Genomic DNA, 19,378 nt, shown 5'->3' with positions numbered 1-19,378 from the left:
GGCGAGGAAGCTCCGGTGAGGGCGGAAGGAGTCGGGAATGGGGAATGATTCGGGTTTGTTCGAGCTGGCGGGATGGAACGGGCTATTTTCGATCTTCGTGACGTTAGGTTGCGTCGTCATCGCTTGGATCGTCCTGCAGGAAGTCAGATGGGAAAAAATCGCTCGCGATCCGCGGGGCCCGAAGGTTCGGGTGCTGCAGCTGCTGACGGCGATCGGACTGGGGCATCTTGTCGCCCGGTTCGTGCTGGATTACTGGACTTGGGTCGGCACGCTTAAATGGCTGTTCGGCGGCGGTTAGCTTCTTTTTGCCTGGACGACCGTGATATTTCGCGATATTGGGCAATAATATACAAACCCAAGCATTCGTCCATCAGGGCTCGAACGAAGTCGAATGGCGGCTGAACGTCCCAAAAAATGCCGCTTGTGTCAATGTTGTGCGAAGTGGTATGATAAAATTTGGGTTTTTCGGAGTCGGGTACTTTTGCCAGTGCTTCGGAATGAATCTATTACGCGCGGAGGGAACCACCCATGAGCAAAATCATCGTCCGCGGCGGACGCACCCTATCGGGAACAGTCCGCGTGCACGGCGCTAAAAATTCCGTCCTTCCGATCCTGGCCGCATCTCTGCTTGCGGAGCAAGGATCAAGCGTCATTCATGACGTTCCCGCCCTGGACGATGTTAAGAATATCCTTCAAGTGCTCGCGGCTTTGGGGGTTTACGCGCAGCATCAAGACGATAGCGTACGACTGGACGCCGAGTCGCTGACCGCCTGGGAAGCGCCTTACGAACTGGTCCGCAAAATGCGCGCTTCGTTCCTGGTCATGGGGCCGTTGCTGGCTCGCGTGGGCCAGGTGCGGATCTCGTTGCCCGGAGGCTGCGCCATCGGCACTCGTCCGATCGACCAGCATCTGAAGGGGTTCGAGGCGATGGGAGCGGAGATCGGCTTCGGCCAAGGCTCCATCGAAGCGAAAGTGAACGGCAAATTGCGCGGAGCCAGAATTTATCTGGATATTGCGAGCGTCGGCGCCACGGAGAACATCATGATGGCGGCAACGACGGCGGTCGGAACGACCGTGATTGAAAATGCGGCCAAAGAGCCGGAGATCGTCGATCTGGCCAATTTCCTGAACGCGATGGGAGCCAAAGTCCGCGGAGCGGGCACCGGCGTTATTCGCATCGAGGGCGTGGAGCGGCTTCATGCGGCCGAGCATCAGGTGATCCCCGATCGGGTCGAAGCCGGAACGTACATGATCGCTGCCGCGATTACGGGCGGAGACGTCTACGTCGAAGGCGCGATTCGCGATCATCTCGGTCCGATCATCGCCAAGATGGAAGAAATGGGCGTACAAGTTGACTGCGACGAGAACGGCATCCGCGTATGCGCGGCGAAGCCGCTTCGCGCCGTTGATGTGAAAACTTTGCCTTATCCGGGTTTCCCGACCGACATGCAGGCGCAGATGATGACGCTGCTGCTGGTCGCGGACGGAACGAGCATCGTGACGGAGACGGTATTCGAGAACCGGTTCATGCATGTCGACGAATTGATCAAGATGGGCGCCGAGATTAAAGTGGACGGACGCACCGCGATCGTTACGGGCGGCACGAAGCTCTCCGGAGCAAGCGTGTGCGCGACGGACCTGCGGGCCGGAGCTGCGCTGATCTGCGCCGCATTGGCGGCCGACGGCAGCACGGAGGTCGGCGGCATCCACCATATCGAGCGGGGTTACGTAAATATCGTCAATAAGCTGGCGGGTCTGGGAGCGGATGTCTATCGCGCGCCATCGCCGGAAGACGTCCTCGAGGAGTCGGAAAAGGCGGCTCTGCAGCCGGACAACTTGATGAAGCAGTTCGAACAGCGCGCTGCGGCGTCGGCGGAAGTCGTCATCCGCAACATACAACCGACGCTGGCCTAATCAGCCGCGTTACGGAAGCTTATGGATTAACGGATCTTATACTTAGCCGCTATCGAATGTACTGCCCCCGGGCCTTTGTGGTCCGGGGGCTTTTGCGTGTGTTCTACCCTCTCACACTCTCGCATATTTTGAAAGCATCGGTTGGTAGCGGCGATCCGACGCCGCTTGCCGAAATACGGCCGAGCGGGGTGGACGGGTGAGAAGGAAGGCATACGGCCGAAAAGGTTGGGCTCGCAGAGGAAAGGTGTCTTGGGCGGTCATCGGGATGGCGTACGCCGCGGGCGCGATGATCGCGCTCTGCCTCTGGGTATCGCTTCATGGAGGCGCCGGCGATGCGGCGGGACAAGCTCCTCTGGCAGTACGGGACGAGGGGATCGGGGCGGCCGCGGGCTTATCTGGGCGCGCAGGCATTCGCGATACGGCCAATGAGGCGGGAGAGCGGGCGAAGGCGGACGGAGGGAATAAGGGGCGGATCGGCGCGGACGAAGAGACGTCCGAAGCAGAGGGCGGTGCTAAGAGTGAAGAGCGAGCCTCCTATGAGCAGCCTCGGATCTCCATATACTTGTCGAAGACGGGGAAGGTAGAGACGGTGTCGCTGGAGACGTACGTTCAAGGCGTGGTGGCGGCGGAGATGCCGCTCGAGTTCCGTCCGGCGGCGCTGGAGGCGCAGGCGATCGCGGCCAGGACGTATGCGGCGCGCAGGCTGTGGCTGGGAGAGCGTGCGGGAGAGGCGGCGCACGGGGCCGACGTGACGGATACGCAGGAGCACCAAGTTTATCTGTCCGTCGCGGAGATGAAAAGGTTGAAGGCGGACGATAGAGAAGGTTGGGAGAAGGTCCGCGCCGCCGCCGAAGCTACGGAAGGCCGGATTCTCGTATACGGGGACGAGCCGATCGAGGCGCTATTTTTCTCCACGAGCAACGGTTATACGGAAAATTCCGAGGAAGTGTTTTCGACCAAGCGTCCGTATTTGCGTTCGGTAGAGAGTCCGTGGGATTCGGCGATCTCCGATAGAGCCAAGGAAACGGTAGAGATGGAACTGGCGGAGGTGTACGATCTACTGGGGGTAAAAACGGCGCCGGTCAGCGGCGCGGGCGCTTCGGGTGATCTCATTCGGGTGCTGGAGCGGACGGAGGGACGAAGGGTGAAGACGATGCTGGCGGGCGATCGGCGTCTTGCCGGGACGGAGGTCAGGCGGCTGCTCGGGCTTCGCTCGGCTTCGTTCGAATGGAAAGCCGATCGCGGCAAGCTGAAGATAACCGTCTACGGGTACGGGCACGGCGTAGGCATGAGCCAGTGGGGCGCGGAAGGAATGGCGAGAGAAGGGTATGACGCGCCGCGCATTCTGGCACACTATTATACGGGAGCGCGGTTGGAGCAAGTTTCTAAGCTTGCGATTCCGTCCAATAAACGTCCATAGGTAAGGTAGAACTATAAAAATTGTAATCTTCCAGCGAATTCAGGTATAAAACCTCTTCACCTGGTAACAATGGCTTACTGAGGTGATGAAAACCATGAATGAAGGAAACAAAACGCCACGCAAAATCGAAGAATCCCACAAGTCGATTGCGGGCACGTCTCCCGCTGTTAGGCCTACCGGATGGAAGAAATTTCTCTCCAAGCGCTGGGTATTCCCTGCAGCGTACATGGCCGCGGCAGCAATTATCGTAACGATTCTCTGGCTGAACACGGGCAAGGATCAGCAAGATCCGGCAATCCCCGGTCAAGCAGGAGTCGAGAGCGAAGCCGCCTCGAGCGGACAGGAAAGTCCGGAAGCATCGGCCGTACTCGCGAACGGTGAAACGCTTCGCTGGCCGGTAGAGAAGATCGAAGACATGACGACGCTGATGCCTTTCTACGATGCTTCGGCATCCGTGGAAGAGCGCGCAGCCGCCACCGTCGAGTATCAGAACACGTTCACGCCGCATATGGCGACCGACTTGGCCCGCGAAGACGGACAGTCGTTCGAGGTTCTGGCGGCGCTGAGCGGAACCGTCAAAGTCGCCGCCCAATCGCCGACCAACGGCTATGAGGTGCAAATCGAGCACCCGAACGGTTTGGTGACCGTCTATCAAAGCCTTACGGATCTGAAAGTGAAAGCGGGAGACGAAGTAGAGCAAGGCGACGTAATCGCATCGGCGGGCCACAGCGAGCTTGAGCCGGGCGAAGGCGCCCACGTGCACTTCGAAGTTCGGGAGAACGGCGTATCCGTTAATCCGAACGAGCTGATCAAGTCGGAAGAGTAACAGGGCAGTCTAGAAAGGTAGAACATGAAAACGGTCGGTCAGGAGGTCTACTCCTGACCGACCGTTTTTGCTGTACGTGCTTAATGGCTTGGGGTGGGTCCCGGTGCGAGTGATAAGCACGCTGGACGTGCTTAATGGCCCGATCGTGCCTTAAGGTACAGCCCCTGCAGAGGTTGCTCTCGACATGAAACGGGGAGATATGTCATAATTTTGCAATAACGACATGGCAGGAATTCGATCAGGCGAAGGGGAGTACGGGGATGAGGATCGTGGGTGCCGCGGAACTGAAGCCCGGGGACGTACTGGAGAGAGCGGTGCTGAACCACAACGGTATGGTCATGCTGGAGGCTGGAACCGTTCTCACGGAGAACTATATTCAGAGATTAAAGACTCTTAGAATCAAGTACGTACATCTGTCCAGCCGCCACGGCCAATCCGACGAAGGCTACGAGAAGAAGAAGCGGAGCGGCAGCGCGCTCGCTTGGGAGCGGCCGGACATCGCGGAGATGAAGAACGACGATAAGCCCCGCAAGGAAGCGGGGAGGATTATCGGCGAGTTCGTAAGCCGAGGAGCGATGATGGAACAGATCGTGCTGCCGTTCCCGGAGGCCAACTTCCGCCAGGAGTTCCGCGAGATGGTGCTGGAGATCTCCCGCCAGCCGGCGCTCGCGGAGGAACTGGGCGTCATGCTGCAGACGGACCGGATGCTGTTCGAGCATGCTCTGAACGTTACGCTGTGCTCGAGCATCATGGGGGCCGTGCGGGGGCTGGACAAATCGCAGAAGTACGAGCTGGCGATGGGCGCGATGTTTTGCGACGTCGGCATGACGAGATTGCCTGCGGATTTCACGAAAGTGAACCGGAGCTTGAACGAAGAAGAGCAGCAGCTTTTGCGCCAGCATACGAGCGAAGGCTACCGGGTGCTCAAGGGGATGAAGGAGGTTCCGCTGCTGTCCGCGCAATGCGCCTTGCTCCATCATGAACGGTATCGCGGCTCCGGCTATCCTCTCGGCATGACGAACGATAAAATTCCGGAGTACGCGCAGATCGTCGCGATCGCGGACGTCTACAACGCGCTCGGCTCCCCTCGCCATCATCGAAACGCGTACGGGCCAGCGGAGGCGATCGAATATTTGTCGGCGTCGGGCAATTACGATTTTGATTGGGAGCTGATTCGCTCGTTCCTGGGACACGTCATCATCTATCCGGTCTCGACTAAGGTACAGTTGAGCACGGGTCAGCTTGCGACCGTCATGGAGACGGCAGGCCGTCCGATTCAACGACCGCTCGTCCAAGTGTACCGCGAGAGCGACGGAAGAGACGTCATTGTCCCGTATTCTTTGGAATTGCAATCGCATACGAACGTCGTCATCGTCAGCAAAGCCGACAAATAGCCGCCAAACCGCTCCACAGACGGAAGGGGAAAGTCCCTTCCGTCTTTTTTTCTAGGGCTAAAGATTCAGCTTTTCCGCCGTCGGACCTATGTTTTCCGTCAAAAAAGGGACTTTCCTAGCTTGTCAGGCTTGGCAATCTAGAATAAGTGACCGCGCCCCTCATATACTGTACCAATCTATTTCAGCAGGGAGGCGGGAGCGTGCACGATTATATCAAGGAACGCACGATCAAGATTGGCCGCTGCATCGTGGAGACGCGCAACACGGTTCGTACGATCGCCAAGGAGTTCGGCGTTTCCAAGAGCACGGTGCATAAAGACCTGACAGAACGGCTGCCCGAGATCAACCCCGATCTGGCGGACCAGGTCAAGCACATCCTTGAGTACCACAAGTCGATCCGGCACCTGAGAGGAGGAGAGGCGACGAAGATCAAGTACAAGAAGACGACCGTCAAAAAGCGGGAGGTCATGACCGCAGGAAAAGCGTAATTTGGCCGACGATGTCGAAAAAGCAAAGGCGTTATCGGCGTTCTGCGGGCGTTGAAGCGGCTTGGCGGAGACGATTCGGAGAAGGATGTCGGATTTTATCCTTTCCGAATCGTTGAAAAGAAGGATTTGCCGTGCATGCATCGAATATTATACTATTACAATATTAGACACTCCATTTTGGCGAGGGATAAAAGACGCATGTTTAGCAAAGACATCGGCATCGATCTGGGTACGGCGAACGTATCCATTCATGTAAAAGGCAAGGGAGTCGTACTCGACGAGCCTTCCGTGGTAGCCATTGAAAGCGATAGTCGCAAAGTGCTTGCGGTGGGGGGAGAAGCCCATCGGATGGTTGGACGTACGCCGGGCAATATTATCGCCATTCGTCCTCTTAAGGACGGCGTAATTGCCGACTTCGAAGTGACGGATATGATGCTGAAGGCTTTTATCCAGCGCGTCGGAGGCAAGAACTGGTACAGCAGGCCGCGCATTCTGATCTGCGCCCCTACGAACATTACGTCGGTGGAGCAGAAGGCCATTCGGGAGGCAGCGGAGAGAAGCGGCGCTAAGGAAGTGTTCCTCGAAGAGGAAGCGAAAGCGGCCGCGATCGGAGCGGGGATGGATATTTTCGAGCCCAGCGGCAATATGGTGGTTGATATAGGCGGAGGTACGACGGATGTCGCCGTTCTATCCATGGGCGACGTCGTAACCGCCTCTTCTCTTAAAGTCGCGGGGGACAAGTTCGACGCCGCGATCATGAGATACATAAAGAACAAATATAAATTATTGATCGGCGAACGGACGAGCGAGGATATCAAGATCAAGATCGGCACCGTCTACATGGGCGGCCGCCGCGAAGAGATGGATATCCGGGGCCGGGATATGGTCAGCGGCCTGCCGCTCACGGTCACGATCCATTCGGACGAAGTGCGGGAAGCGCTGTGGGAGCCGATCATGTCGATCATCGCTTCCGCGAAGTCCGTGCTGGAGCGCACGCCGCCGGAGCTGTCCGCGGACATTATCGACCGCGGTGTCATTCTGACCGGGGGCGGCGCGCTGCTCGACGGGCTGGATGCGCTGCTCGCGGACGAGATCAAGGTGCCGGTGCTTATCGCGGAAAACCCGATGCATTGCGTCGTTAAGGGAACCGGAATCATGCTCGATCATTTGGACAAGATGACCCGCAAGCTGGGATAAGCGGAACGCTCCGCGACCGGCCGGGGCTGCGAGCGGCTCAGGGAGCCGCGGCGGCCGCCGGTCAGTCGGGGCGGAAGCAACCGAGACCAAGCATACGCGAGGAGGACAGGCTTCATGTTAAGAGGGCTGTATACGGCCGCTTCGGGAATGATCGCCCAGCAGCGGCGGCACGACGTGATCACGAACAATATCGCCAATATCAATACGGTCGGCTTCAAGGGCGGCAATGCGGTCAATCGCACGTTTCCGGAGATGCTCGTCTATGCCATGGGCGGACCGAATCCCTCGGACGGCAAGCTGGGCAAGCTCAGCACAGGCGTATTCGCGGAGGAGAACCTGCTGAGCATGGCGCAGGGCGATCTTAGGGAAACTTACCGCAGCCAGGACTTGGCGCTCGTATCGGATATTTTCGTGGACGGAGTGAACTTCGACCAATCGGGCAAGTTCGTCGACGCGAACGGGCAGATTACGTATCAGCCCCAAGCCTTCTTCGCCGTGAACGTCGCGGGACAGGAACGTTATACGCGCGACGGCAGCTTCAAGACCGCGCCGGACGGCACGCTGGTGACGTCGGATGGTTATCCGGTGACGGGTGCGGACGGACAGCCGATCGTCGTGGATCGGCCGTGGGATGCGATTACCGTAACGGCGAACGGCCGGTTGGTCAACGGCGAGACGAGCGAGCCGCTGCCCGGCGCCCCTCAGCTTCGCATCATGCGCGTGGATAATCCGAATCTGCTCGTTCGCGAAGGAGACGGCCGCTTCCGCTACGCGGGAGAAGCGAACGGCCTCCGGCAGATCGAAGCGGAAGACCAGGTCGAGGTGCGGCAGGGCTTCCTGGAACGTTCCAACGTGGACATTACGCAGGCCTCGATCGATCTGATGGCCGCGTTCAGGGCATACGAAGCGAATCAGAAGGTCATTCAAGCGTACGATCGCAGCTTGGAGAAAGCCGTTAACGAGATTGGCAGAGTGTAGGAGGGGCATAGTAAATGAATAGTTCCATGATTACCGCATCCGTATCCATGGGTTCGTTGCAGCAGAAGCTGGATATGCTCGCCGACAACTTCGCCAACGCGAATACGGTAGGCTATAAGCGCAAGACGGCCGTGTTCGAGGACATTTTGACGAGTGTCAACAATCAGCTGAACGACTTCAACCAGCCGGGGAGAAAATCCCCGCTCGGTCTCGTCGAAGGCTGGGGAACGCGTCTGATGTCGATGCGTACGGATATGACCCAAGGCGCTCTTCAGGAAACCGGCGTCATGACGGACGTCGCGATCGAGGGCAACGGATTGTTCGAAGTCCGCACGGTCGACGGAGCTCGGGCGTTCACGCGCCATGGCCCGTTCCAACTGCTTCCCGACGGGGAGAACGAACGAGTTCTCGTCACGAATACCGGGCAGCGGGTGATCGGGGTCGGAGACGAGCCGGTCCGCATACAGAATGGCTACGACCTGCGGATCTCGGAAGACGGTACGCTGACCGCGGTTGCCGCCGACGGCATCGAGACCGTCGCGCTGGGGCAGCTTAAAGTGGTCGAACTGACCAACGCCGAGCTGCTGCAGACGCTGGCGGACAACCTGTACGGCATTCCGATCGGCGTGGATCCGAACGGCGTCGTTAGGGAACCGGCCGACGTGAATGCAGCCGGCATAGCGGTTCGTCAAGGTTTCGTGGAGCAATCCAACGTGAACATGGCGGATGAGATGAGCGATTTGATGATGGTGCAACGCGCATACCAATTGAGCGCCAGGGCGCTGTCCTCCAGCGAACAGATGATGGGGCTGGCGAACAACCTGCGCGCTTGATGCGAGAGGCGGGTCGGAATTAGACCAAGATCCGCGGCGTTGCTCGTCGAAGGAGACGAATTTTTCATGAAAGCACCTTCCCGTTCGAACGGCAAGAGCAAACCTTCCGCAGGCAAGGTCATCGCCCGAGTCGTTTGGATGAGCGTAAAGCTATTGATTATACCTGTTCTATGCGTTGCCGCACTTATCGTTGGACTCGCGATCGGATTTTCCGTCCTGGGGGACAAGCCCATGTCGGAAGTGTTCGATATGAAAACCTGGAAGCATATGTATGATCTCGTGTTCGCGGAGGGCGCTTAACGCATGGTCTGCGCCTAGCAACCGGGACTGCGACTCCCCGGCTTCTGCTCGGGGAGTTTTCATTTGTAGGGGTGAGCGTTATAATGGTGGGGAACTTGAGAGAAACGGGGGGAACGCGGGAATGAACGTGCCAAATCTGCTTACGATGTCCCGCTTCGTTTTAATTCCCGTGTTTTTGGTGCTGTATTTCGAAGGCTATGCGATCGCGGCGCTGCTCACGCTGCTGCTGGCCGGGTTTACCGACTTCCTCGACGGTTATATCGCCCGTCGCAAAGGACAAGTTACCGTAACGGGCAGCATGCTGGACCCGCTTGCCGACAAGCTGATGATGCTGGCCGTCATTCTCGCCCTGCTGATCAAGAGCGCGCTTCCTCTGGCCGCCTTCGTCGCGATGGCTTTCCGGGAGCTGGGGATGATCATCGGTTCGGCTATTTTTTATTTCCGCGGGCTCAAGACGGTACCCGCCAACGGAGTGGGCAAAGCGACGACGATCATCTACTATTTGGCGATTACGCTGCTGTTGCTGGATCAGCCGGGAGGCGTTCCAGTGCTGTGGGGAGGAATCGTTCTGTCTTTTGTGGCGTCGTTCATTTATTTCATGAAATTCAAGAGAATAAACGGGGTATCCTGAGGAGCAAGCAACAACCCGCCGCCGGATTGGACGTGTTCAACCGGCGGCTGGCGGCTTATATCAACCCCGGCTGCTGCAGCTCGTCCGAGGGATGCCTGTATTATTCGCCGCGCAGTTTAGGCTTATGCGCACGGACACCGTATATTTAGGAGGAATTGCCAATGCTCGATATCGTACAAATTCAAGAACTGATCCCGCATCGTCCGCCGTTTCTGCTTATTGACCGGATTTTGGAGCTTGAGCCAGGCAAGAGGGCGGTCGGCCTTAAGAACGTCACGATGAACGAACCGCATTTTGTCGGGCATTTTCCGGAGTATCCGGTCATGCCGGGCGTGCTGATCGTCGAAGCGCTGGCGCAGGTCGGCACGGTGGCCATGCTGGCTCTGGAGGAAAACCGGGGCAAGCTCGGCTTCTTCGCCGGCATCGACGGCTTCCGCTTCCGCGACCAGGTCAAGCCGGGCGACACGCTCATCCTCGAGCTGGAAGTGACGCGGCTTAAAGGCCCGATCGGCAAAGGCCGCGGCGTCGCTCGCGTGGGCGACAAGGTCGTCGCCGAGGGCGAGCTGATGTTTGCTCTTTCGGATCCTTCCAAGTAGAGCGACCTCGAAGCAACGTTACCTACGATGTCGGGAACCCTAAGCCGATTGAGTCGGGTTGCAGCAGCAAATGGTGGTACGTCGTGTGCTGTAAGCTGGCTCAGTCGGGTTACAGCAGCAAACGGTGGTACGTGGGGCTGTAAGCTTGTTCAGTCGGGTTGCAGCAGCGAACTGCGGTGCGTGGGGGTTGTAAGCCGGCTCAGTCGGGTTGCAGCAGCAAATGGTGGTACATCGTGTGCTCTAAGCTGGTTCAGTCGGGTTGCAGTAGCAAACGGTGGTACGTGGGGGGTGTAAGCCGGCTCAGTCGGGTTACAGCAGCAAATGGTGGTACATCGTGTGCTGTAAGCCGGCTCAGTCGGGTTGCAGCAGCAAATGGTGGTACGTGGGGGTTGTAAGCCGGCTCAGTCGGGTTGCAGCAGCAAATGGTGGTGCGTGTGGGTTGTAAGCTGGCTCAGTCGGGTTGCAGCAGCAAATGGTGGTACATCGTGTGCTGTAAGCTGGCTCAGTCGGGTTGCAGCAGCAAACTGTGGTACGTGGGGGTTGTAAGCCGGCTCAGTCGGGTTGCAGCAGCAAATGGTGGTGCATCGGTGCTGTAAGCTGGCTCAGTCGGGTTACAGCAGCAAATGGTGGTGCATCGTGTGCTCTAAGCTGGTTCAGTCGGGTTGCAGCAGCAAACTGCGGTACGTGGGGGTTGTAAGCCGGCTCAGTCGGGTTGCAGCAGCAAATGGTGGTGCATCGGTGCTGTAAGCTGGCTCAGTCGGGTTGCAGCAGCAAATGGTGGTGCGTGTGGGTTGTAAGCTGGCTCAGTCGGGTTGCAGCAGCAAATGGTGGTACATCGTGTGCTCTAAGCTGGTTCAGTCGGGTTGCGGCAGCAAACTGCGGTACGTGTGGGTTGTAAGCCGGCTCAGTCGGGTTGCAGTAGCAAACTGTGGTATAGCCAGGCTGCAGGCCGGCAGTATCGGGTTAGAACAGCTGCATCCCGAACAGCTTCGTGATCAAAAACGGACTTTTTGAATTACCTTTATAAGAGAAAGGATGGGGATTGATGTCTGCTGTAAATGAACTGTACCAAGGATGGTTAAACGACGCCAATATAGATGAAGCGACGAAAGAGGAGCTTAGAGGAATCGCCGGACAAGCCGGGGAAATCGAGGATCGCTTCTACCGGGAGCTGGAGTTCGGCACAGGAGGCCTGCGCGGCGTCATGGGAGCCGGAACGAACCGGATGAACCGTTACGTGATCGGCAAAGCGACGCAAGGCTTTGCGAACTTTCTCCGCACCCAGTCCTCGTCCCCTTCCGTGGTTATCGCGCACGACTCCCGCGGCAACTCCGACGTGTTCTCGCTGGAGGCGGCTTGCGTTTTGGCGGCCAATGGTATTCGTACTTATCTGTTCCCGTCTTTGAGACCGACTCCGCAGCTGTCGTTCGCGGTTCGGGATCTGGGAGCGACGGGCGGCGTAGTCGTGACGGCCAGCCATAACCCGCCGGAATATAACGGATACAAAGTATACGGCGCGGACGGTGGACAGCTCGTTCCCGATCAGGCGGAGCAGGTGATCTCGGAAATTCGTTCGATCGCTTCCTTCGATCAGGTGAAGAGGCTGTCCCGCGAAGAGGCGGAGGCGCAAGGATTGCTCGTGTGGCTGGGTGAAGAGGCCGATCAGCGTTTCGTTGACGCGGTGGCGGCTCAGGTCGTGCAGCCGGAGCTGATTCAAGGCGGCGCCGGAGCGGAGCTGGGCATCGTGTTCACGCCGCTGCACGGTGCGGGTAATGTGCCGATTCAACGCGTGCTGGCGCAAGCCGGGTTTACGAAGGTGAGCGTCGTGAGCGAGCAGGAGCAGCCGGACGGGATGTTCCCGACGGTCAAGTCTCCGAATCCGGAGGAGCAGGAAGCTTTTACGCTGGCGATCAAGCTGGCGGGCGAAGTCGGAGCCGATCTCATTATCGGCACGGACCCGGATTGCGACCGGATGGGCGCGGTCGTGAAGAACGACAAAGGCGAGTTCGTCGTGTTGACGGGCAACCAATCGGGCGCGCTGATGGTTCATTATTTGTTGTCGAATCTGAAAGCCAAGGGCAAGCTGCCTGGCAACGGAGCGGTCATCAAGACGATCGTAACGAGCCAGATGGGAGCGGACATCGCCGCCTCATACGGTTGCAAGGTGTTCAGCACGCTGACGGGCTTCAAATATATCGGAGAGCTGATGACGCAGTTCGAGAAGGACGGCTCTCATGAGTTTCTTTTCGGCTACGAGGAAAGCTATGGATACTTGACGGGAACTTACGCGCGGGATAAGGATGCGGTAGTCGCCTCCTTGCTGATTAGCGAAGCGGCCGCGTATTACAAGTCCCAAGGCAAGACGCTGTACGACGTGCTGCTGGAGCTGTATGCGCAGTATGGCACGTATCTGGAGAAGCTTGAATCCCGGACGCTCAAGGGCAAGGACGGCGTAGCGAAGATCGGCGCGATCATGAACGATTGGCGCGAAGCTCCGCCGGAAGAGATCGCGGGCGTTCGCGTGTCGAAGGTGCTGGACTACTCGCAGGGTCTGGACGGCTTGCCGGCCGAGAACGTGCTGAAGTTCCTGCTGGAGGACGACTCGTGGTTCTGCTTGCGTCCTTCGGGAACGGAACCGAAGATCAAGATTTATTTTGCGGTGCGCGGTCAAGGGCTGGACGAGGCTTCGGCTTCGCTGGAGAAGCTGACGGCGGCAGTAATGGCTCGCGTCGATTCGCTGGCTTAGGCGGAACGGCGAAACGCACGGTTTGTGCGGGATAGCGGTCTGAGGGGCCGGTAAGGCTTGTCAGAGGGAAGTTAGAAATGAAGGAGTGACTGTTGTGCCTCAGTGGCTGAATACATGGAACGCAAAAATGGCGAAATGGCTATGGTGGGTCGTGCTAGTTGGCGTCGTGGCGTCTTTACCGGTCGTCTACGCTAGGGAGCAGACGGAGACGTCGGCGGACAAAGTCGCGATCGTAATGGATTACCGGGACTTGCTGCAGGTGTCGAATTCGCAGGTCGATCCCCGGCGTTTCGTACAGGAGCAGATCGGGCTGCTGAAGGACGCAGGAGTCAACGGGATGGTCGTATTCGAGAGCACGCTGGAGGAGCTGAGCTGGGCGGGCGAAGTGAACGTGTACAACGCCACGCAAGCCGCGCTTCTGGAAGACCGCGTCTCTCCTCCGGAGGATAACGGTACATATGTCGTGTTCAATCATCCGGAAAACGAAGCGACGCTTCGTCCGATCATCGAGTGGGCGTTCCGTCATCATGGCGCGGAAGTGACGAATTGGTCGATCAAGGGCCATACGGGCTTGCGTCTGAGCATGGGCTACGACGATGCGCTGCTTCGTCCGATGCAGCCGAATCCGATCGCGATCAAGTCGCTTACCGATGCTGGCTTCCTCGTTTTCCCGAGGCTGTCCGATCGGTTCGACCCGTTTGATCAGACGGAAGTTGCGAAATGGCTGAAGTCTTATCAGGAGCTGGGAATCGATCGCGTGCTGTTCGACGGCGAGGCGGTTACGGGCTTCGGAGACGACGACAAGAAGAAAAAGGGCATCACCCGTTTTGCCGGCGAGCTGAAGAAGCACGGCATCGGAGTGGCGATTTTCGAGAACTTGCGCATCCCTCAGAAGGGGATGTCCAAGCTGGCCAATCAACTGGGCTACAATGCGATCCGCGCGCATTCCGTAGGCGAGGCGGAGATGACGGTCATCAAGAAGCCGGTGCTGGAAGACCGGTTGGTGCTGGCCGTGAAGGACCGCAACATTCGCCTGCTTTACTTGAATGCGGTCTCGGTTCGCGACGCGACGAAGGGGCAAGTGACGCATCCGCTGAAAAATATCGTGGACGTGCTGCAAGGAGAGAAAGACGACGACGGAGATACGGTTAGCGTCGGCGTCGTGAAGCAGCTGCACGACTTCGGCTTCGAAGTCGGAGCTCCGAAGGCGTTCCAGGTCGAGCACGCTCCTGCGGAGAAGGTGCTCCGCGGAATTGCGATGCTGGGAGCAATCGTACTGGTAGCGCTGACGATCGGCTTGTTCCTGCCGTCGCTGATGCTGCCGTCTCTGATCGCTGGAGCTGTGGGCGGCGCAGGGCTGTATGTGCTGAGCTCCACGCTGATGGTACAAGCTCTGGCGCTGCTCGCGGCAATCGCGGCTCCGACGGCTGCCGTCGTGCTGCTCGTCAAGCGTATCCGGGTGCTGCGCGACGGTGCGGGTGAGCAGACGATGTCGCCGCTGCACAGGCTGGGCGGAGCACTGCTGCTGTTCGTGCGGACAACGATACTGTCGCTGGCCGCGGTGCCTCTCGTGGTGGCGATGCTCAACCATATTTCCTATAGCCTGGTGCTTCAGCAGTTCCGGGGAGTAAGCGTCCTGCATCTGCTGCCGATCGCTCTGGTGGCGCTGTACGTGTTCCTGTACGGCTCGGGCAATACGGTCGTCGGCAACGCGAAGAAAATACTGGCTATGCCGCTGACGGTGCTCTGGATGGCAGGGGTCGGCGTGCTGGCTGCGGTCGGATACTATTATTTGTCCAGAACGGGCAATAGCGGACAGGTGACGGGCATTGAGCTGCAATTCCGTTCGCTGATGGAAAATACGTTCGGCGTACGTCCGCGTACGAAGGAGTTTTTGCTTGGACATCCGCTGTTCATCGTGGGCATTTTCCTGGCGCTGCGTTACCGCTGGGCGACGGTGCTGCTGGTAGCCGGCACGATTGCGCAGCTATCGATGGTGGACACGTTTGCGCACATTCATACGCCGCTGCTGTTGTCGCTCATTCGCGTGATCCTCGGCCTGGGCCTTGGCTTGGTGATCGGCCTGGTCGCGATCGCCGCTTGGCAGGTGCTGGAGCGTCTATGGAAACGCTGGGGCAAGCGGATTTTGGAGGATGCGGGGTAATTGTTTTCGCGGAACGTTAAAGCGTGAGATTCTGAAAAGCGGTTGATCAGTTGCTTAAGGAGATGATCGTATGCGTAAGCCTCGAGGGTATGCTCGGATCATCCGCAATGTTTCTACCGTTCAAGGACTGATTGTTCAGCCGACTAACTTGTCTCAAGATCAGATTGCTTCGGTCATGCGGGAAGGTCGTAAACGCATGGTTGAACGTTATGGAACTTCAGCAATAAACGAGTCAGTGCAGATGACACAAGAACATATCGAACGTACGAAAAGAGGAGTCCGGATTTAATCGGGCTCCTCTTGCTGTGAACGTGAGGAAAATGAAAATATTTTTATGGAAATGGGCACCCGGTATGGTGTAACGTTACTAGTAGTTGCAGGGAATGTTTGGGCAACTGTGGACGGCTGGGAAATCGAATGACATGATGTAGGACTTGGCGAATTGGAGCATCCTACAGGTAAATATAGAGATAAGGAAGCAACGGGGGCGGAGGACAATCGGACAGCGGGATGGAAAAGGGCAAGCGGGCGCGGAAACGCGTGCAGCTCAGAGCGAGAATGGACGGGAAGCCGGAGCAGGTGCGGGGAAACGGACTTATCGTCTCGTGCTGTCGGGGTACTACGGGGTCAAGAACAGCGGAGATGAAGCGGTGCTGAAAAGCATCCTGACTGCGCTAGAAGAAGCGGCGGACGCGGTCGGCGCGAAGGTGAAGCCGGTCGTGCTGTCGGGAGACCCGGAGTGGACGACCCGGCAGTACGGGGTCGAGGCGGTGCCGCGTATGAAGCTGGCGGAGGTTCGGAAGGCGCTGAAGGCGAGCGACGGACTGATCAGCGGCGGGGGGAGTTTGCTGCAGGATGCAACCGGCTTGGGCTCCATTCCGTATTATTTAGGGATTATGGAGCTGGCTCGCTGGTGCGGGAAGCCGACTTTTGTATATGCGCAGGGCATCGGGCCCGTGAATCGGGCGATGTTCAAGCCATGGATTGCGCGAGCGTTCAAGCGCGCGCGATATGTGTCGGTGCGGGACGAGGAATCGGCCGCGCTGCTGCGCGGCTACGGCGTTCCCGCGTCCCGCGTTGAGGTTGTGCCCGATCCGGTGATGGGTTTGCCGCCGGGAGGGAATGGCGCCGACGATAGTGGCGCCTTGGGAGTGGACACGCTGCCTGTGGTGGGCGTGTCCGTCAGGTTTTGGCGCAGCGACCGCGCGGATTTGGACCGCGCGGCTGCGGCGCTTGAAGCGCTGGCCGCGCGCGGCGTGCGGCTGCGGCTGCGCTTCCTGCCGTTCCATCGCGGCGCGGACGAGGATGCGTCCCGCTACGTGATGGAACGGCTGGCGCGCACGGGGGCATACTCCGAGCGGGAGCTCGAGTTGGCCCCGGCGCACGACGACCCGCAGCTGATGCTGCGGGAGGCGGGCCGATGCGCGCTGCTCATCGGGATGCGGCTGCATTCGCTGATCTACGCGGCGAATCGGGAGGTGCCGCTGCTCGGCATCTCGTACGATCCGAAGATCGACCAGTTCTTGCAGCGTCTTGGCGAGAAGGCGATCGGCTCGACGGAGGCGCTCGACGCTCAGGCTGCGGCGGCGAGAGCGGAGCAGATTTTGCGCGATCCCGGGCTGTGGCGGAGCGAAAAGCAGGGCGTGATCCAGAAGCTTAAGGAAGAAGCTGCCAAACCCGCGCAACAAATCATGGCGTTCATACGTAAATAATATGTAGGCTAACGTCGATTCAGGGGAATCCCGGTAGATGAGACGAAATGTCCGATAAGTTGGAGTTGACTTTTAGTGGATGCGAATACGAAGCCGTTTCCTACGGTTTCTTTGTATGGCGTGCCGTTTTCGAAAATGGATATGCAAGAAACCGTCGATTATTTGACGAAGGCGATCGAGACGAGAACGCCGCACCGGGTCATTACCGGCAATCCGATCATGCTGATGGTCGGGCTGGAGAATCCGTCCTTCCATCATACGCTCGCTACGGCGGATCTCGTCGTACCCGACGGCTCGGGCGTCGTCTGGGCGGCCCGCAGGCTCAACCAGCCGGTCAAGGAGCGGGTGCCGGGCTTTGATCTGATGCACGAGCTGCTGAAGGAAGGGGATATCCGCGGCTGGAGCGCGTATCTGCTCGGCACGACTACGGAAATCATCGAAGCGGCCAGGGAGAAGCTCAGCAAGCAGTTTCCGGGTGTGCGTTTTGTGGGCTGCAGGAACGGTTTCTTCAAGGACGGCGAGGATGAAGAGGTCGTGGCCGCGATTCGCGAGGCGAATCCGGACATGCTGTTCGTCGCCAGGGCCACGATGAATCAGGAACCGTGGATCGAGAAGCATCAGGCTCAGCTCGAAGTACCTGTGGTGATGGGCGTCGGGGGCAGCTTCGACGTGGTGTCGGGCAAGCTCAAGCGGGCGCCGGCCATTTTCCGCAAAGCGGGGATGGAGTGGTTGTATCGCTTGCTTCAGGAGCCTTCGCGGTTCAGGAGGATGCTGGTATTGCCCCGTTTTGCGCTTAAAGTGATTAAAGACGGAGATAAAGTCCTGAAAGCGGGCAATCCGTTATGAAAGGGCTCGTGAAAATCGCATAATTCATGAAAAACGGCTGAAAACGACGATTTGACCACCTTGTTGAATTTCTTGTGGCGGGAGTATAATTCATTCCGGTACAGAAAAAAGGGGAGTTGTGAATGTTGTCCGGTTGGATGCTAGGAATCGCACTTATTTCATTCATTGCGGCAATGGCTTTGGCGCTCGTGTTGACGCCGCTGGTCAAGAAGCTCGCTTACCGCGTCGGCGCGATCGACGTGCCGAATCATCGCAAGGTTCACACCAGGACGATGCCTCGCCTGGGGGGAGTAGGGATTTATGCAGCGTTCACCATCGGTTTGCTCTGCATGATGCCTTTCGTTCCGGAGGGCTATCTGAGCGCTTACGACCGCAATCTCATTAGCGCGCTGCTGGTGGGCGGCACTCTGATCGTGCTGCTGGGCGCGTTTGACGATAAATACGACTTGAACGCCAAGCTGAAGCTGCTCGTGCAGATCGGCGCGGCCTGCATCGTCGTCTTCGGCTTCGGAGTCAAGATTGACTTGCTGAACATTCCGTTCGGCTCTGCGATGCAGCCGCTCGGAGAATGGGTCAGCGTCGCGGTCACCATCGTGTGGATCGTCGGCGTGACGAACGCGATCAACCTGATCGACGGGCTGGACGGCTTGGCCGCAGGCGTGTCGGGGATCGCCATTGCCACCATTCTCGTGATGGGCATTATCATGAGCAACGAGGCGGTTATTCTGCTGGCGGCTCTGCTGCTCGGCAGCATCGGGGGATTCTTGTTCTTCAACTTCCACCCAGCGAAAATTTTCATGGGCGACTCCGGGGCTCTGTTCCTCGGCTTCGCGCTGGCGACGCTGTCGATGCTTGGGTTCAAGCAGATTACGGTCGTGTCGTTCGTAACGCCGCTGCTGATTATCGGCGTACCGTTGTCCGATACGTTCTTCGCCATCGTCCGCCGTTGGAAGAAGGGCAAGCCGATTTTCGAAGCGGATAAAGGCCATCTGCATCACTGTCTGCAGCAGCTCGGCTTCAGTCACCGCAAAACGGTGCTCATTATCTATGCGATCGCGGCGTTCTTCGGCACATGCGCGGTCATTCAGTCGGCCGTTACGAACACGGGACTGGGCAACTGGATCACGTTTATCGTCATCTGCGCGCTTGTGTTCCTGCTCCAGATCGGCGCCGAGCTCATCGGCATCGTCGACAAGACTCGCCGCCCGGTGCTGGACTTCCTGGCCCGGCTTCGGATGAAGCCTCAGACTCATTCTCGGAAATAATAAAGGCCAATCGGCAACCCCGAAATGCGCTAAAGCATTTCGGGGTTTTACTATGTCTTGAGGCTTAA

18 protein-coding genes are annotated in these 19,378 nt (G+C 58.3%); all 18 read left to right on the top strand.

Annotated elements, in window-relative coordinates; genetic code table 11:
• Positions 1–37: 37 nt before the first annotated feature.
• On the top strand, positions 38–298 hold the full coding sequence (locus B0G52_RS22335; protein WP_094047601.1) for a DUF1146 domain-containing protein: 261 nt from the start codon (positions 38–40) through the stop codon (positions 296–298).
• A gap of 230 nt (positions 299–528) precedes the next feature.
• Positions 529–1,914: a UDP-N-acetylglucosamine 1-carboxyvinyltransferase gene (gene murA, locus B0G52_RS22330; protein ID WP_094047600.1), complete on the top strand. Its 1,386-nt coding sequence runs from the start codon at positions 529–531 to the stop codon at positions 1,912–1,914.
• Positions 1,915–2,110: 196 nt separating this feature from the next.
• Positions 2,111–3,334: a stage II sporulation protein D gene (spoIID, locus tag B0G52_RS22325; protein WP_233162927.1), complete on the top strand. Its 1,224-nt coding sequence runs from the start codon at positions 2,111–2,113 to the stop codon at positions 3,332–3,334.
• Between the two features lie 94 nt (positions 3,335–3,428).
• Entirely contained in the window at positions 3,429–4,160 is a 732-nt protein-coding gene (locus B0G52_RS22320; RefSeq protein ID WP_094047599.1) for a M23 family metallopeptidase, read from the top strand.
• Positions 4,161–4,420: 260 nt separating this feature from the next.
• Complete coding sequence (locus B0G52_RS22315) at positions 4,421–5,554, top strand: HD-GYP domain-containing protein (RefSeq protein ID WP_094047598.1); 1,134 nt, start codon at positions 4,421–4,423, stop codon at positions 5,552–5,554.
• Positions 5,555–5,754: 200 nt separating this feature from the next.
• Positions 5,755–6,042 (top strand): sporulation transcriptional regulator SpoIIID, encoded by a 288-nt coding sequence (gene spoIIID / locus B0G52_RS22310; RefSeq protein ID WP_094047597.1) that lies wholly within the window; start codon positions 5,755–5,757, stop codon positions 6,040–6,042.
• A 198-nt stretch (positions 6,043–6,240) separates the two neighbouring features.
• Positions 6,241–7,239 carry a rod shape-determining protein MreB gene (mreB, locus tag B0G52_RS22305; RefSeq protein ID WP_094047649.1) on the top strand — a complete coding sequence of 333 codons (999 nt, stop codon included), beginning with the start codon at positions 6,241–6,243 and terminating at the stop codon, positions 7,237–7,239.
• A 114-nt stretch (positions 7,240–7,353) separates the two neighbouring features.
• Positions 7,354–8,217 (top strand): flagellar hook-basal body protein, encoded by an 864-nt coding sequence (locus tag B0G52_RS22300; protein WP_094047596.1) that lies wholly within the window; start codon positions 7,354–7,356, stop codon positions 8,215–8,217.
• 14 nt (positions 8,218–8,231) lie between these two features.
• Positions 8,232–9,050 carry a flagellar hook-basal body protein gene (locus tag B0G52_RS22295; RefSeq protein ID WP_094047595.1) on the top strand — a complete coding sequence of 273 codons (819 nt, stop codon included), beginning with the start codon at positions 8,232–8,234 and terminating at the stop codon, positions 9,048–9,050.
• A gap of 66 nt (positions 9,051–9,116) precedes the next feature.
• Entirely contained in the window at positions 9,117–9,350 is a 234-nt protein-coding gene (locus B0G52_RS22290) for a DNA-directed RNA polymerase subunit beta (protein ID WP_094047594.1), read from the top strand.
• Positions 9,351–9,471: 121 nt separating this feature from the next.
• Positions 9,472–9,981 carry a CDP-alcohol phosphatidyltransferase family protein gene (locus tag B0G52_RS22285; RefSeq protein WP_094047593.1) on the top strand — a complete coding sequence of 170 codons (510 nt, stop codon included), beginning with the start codon at positions 9,472–9,474 and terminating at the stop codon, positions 9,979–9,981.
• Between the two features lie 161 nt (positions 9,982–10,142).
• Positions 10,143–10,577, top strand: coding sequence for a 3-hydroxyacyl-ACP dehydratase FabZ (fabZ, locus tag B0G52_RS22280; RefSeq protein WP_094047592.1), 435 nt, complete (start codon positions 10,143–10,145; stop codon positions 10,575–10,577).
• Between the two features lie 1,045 nt (positions 10,578–11,622).
• The gene (locus tag B0G52_RS22275) at positions 11,623–13,323 is read left to right on the top strand and encodes a phospho-sugar mutase (RefSeq protein ID WP_094047591.1); all 1,701 of its coding nucleotides are present in this window, start codon (positions 11,623–11,625) and stop codon (positions 13,321–13,323) included.
• A 94-nt stretch (positions 13,324–13,417) separates the two neighbouring features.
• Positions 13,418–15,487, top strand: coding sequence for a DUF5693 family protein (locus B0G52_RS22270; RefSeq protein ID WP_094047590.1), 2,070 nt, complete (start codon positions 13,418–13,420; stop codon positions 15,485–15,487).
• Positions 15,488–15,557: 70 nt separating this feature from the next.
• A complete protein-coding gene (locus B0G52_RS35340) occupies positions 15,558–15,776 on the top strand; it encodes a hypothetical protein (protein WP_143762618.1) in 219 nt (72 codons plus the stop codon).
• A 316-nt stretch (positions 15,777–16,092) separates the two neighbouring features.
• Positions 16,093–17,199 (top strand): polysaccharide pyruvyl transferase CsaB, encoded by a 1,107-nt coding sequence (csaB, locus tag B0G52_RS22265; protein ID WP_255407503.1) that lies wholly within the window; start codon positions 16,093–16,095, stop codon positions 17,197–17,199.
• A gap of 75 nt (positions 17,200–17,274) precedes the next feature.
• On the top strand, positions 17,275–18,045 hold the full coding sequence (locus tag B0G52_RS22260; RefSeq protein WP_233162923.1) for a WecB/TagA/CpsF family glycosyltransferase: 771 nt from the start codon (positions 17,275–17,277) through the stop codon (positions 18,043–18,045).
• A gap of 137 nt (positions 18,046–18,182) precedes the next feature.
• Complete coding sequence (locus tag B0G52_RS22255) at positions 18,183–19,310, top strand: glycosyltransferase family 4 protein (RefSeq protein ID WP_094047646.1); 1,128 nt, start codon at positions 18,183–18,185, stop codon at positions 19,308–19,310.
• Positions 19,311–19,378: the final 68 nt, after the last annotated feature.

Origin of the sequence: Cohnella sp. SGD-V74 (genome assembly GCF_003001675.1) — a bacterium.
Lineage (GTDB): Bacteria > Bacillota > Bacilli > Paenibacillales > Paenibacillaceae > Cohnella.
This window is presented reverse-complemented; position numbering and strand designations above follow the sequence as displayed.

What these genes read in the sequence shown, in the direction of transcription:
- B0G52_RS22335 (WP_094047601.1), top strand. Translation starts at nt 38, where the DNA reads ATGGGGAATGATTCGGGTTTGTTCGAGCTGGCGGGATGGAACGGGCTA.
- B0G52_RS22300 (WP_094047596.1), top strand. Translation starts at nt 7,354, where the DNA reads ATGTTAAGAGGGCTGTATACGGCCGCTTCGGGAATGATCGCCCAGCAG.
- B0G52_RS22290 (WP_094047594.1), top strand. Translation starts at nt 9,117, where the DNA reads ATGAAAGCACCTTCCCGTTCGAACGGCAAGAGCAAACCTTCCGCAGGC.
- B0G52_RS22315 (WP_094047598.1), top strand. Translation starts at nt 4,421, where the DNA reads ATGAGGATCGTGGGTGCCGCGGAACTGAAGCCCGGGGACGTACTGGAG.
- B0G52_RS22275 (WP_094047591.1), top strand. Translation starts at nt 11,623, where the DNA reads ATGTCTGCTGTAAATGAACTGTACCAAGGATGGTTAAACGACGCCAAT.
- murA (WP_094047600.1), top strand. Translation starts at nt 529, where the DNA reads ATGAGCAAAATCATCGTCCGCGGCGGACGCACCCTATCGGGAACAGTC.
- B0G52_RS22285 (WP_094047593.1), top strand. Translation starts at nt 9,472, where the DNA reads ATGAACGTGCCAAATCTGCTTACGATGTCCCGCTTCGTTTTAATTCCC.
- mreB (WP_094047649.1), top strand. Translation starts at nt 6,241, where the DNA reads ATGTTTAGCAAAGACATCGGCATCGATCTGGGTACGGCGAACGTATCC.
- B0G52_RS22295 (WP_094047595.1), top strand. Translation starts at nt 8,232, where the DNA reads ATGAATAGTTCCATGATTACCGCATCCGTATCCATGGGTTCGTTGCAG.
- B0G52_RS35340 (WP_143762618.1), top strand. Translation starts at nt 15,558, where the DNA reads ATGCGTAAGCCTCGAGGGTATGCTCGGATCATCCGCAATGTTTCTACC.
- B0G52_RS22320 (WP_094047599.1), top strand. Translation starts at nt 3,429, where the DNA reads ATGAATGAAGGAAACAAAACGCCACGCAAAATCGAAGAATCCCACAAG.
- fabZ (WP_094047592.1), top strand. Translation starts at nt 10,143, where the DNA reads ATGCTCGATATCGTACAAATTCAAGAACTGATCCCGCATCGTCCGCCG.
- B0G52_RS22255 (WP_094047646.1), top strand. Translation starts at nt 18,183, where the DNA reads ATGCTAGGAATCGCACTTATTTCATTCATTGCGGCAATGGCTTTGGCG.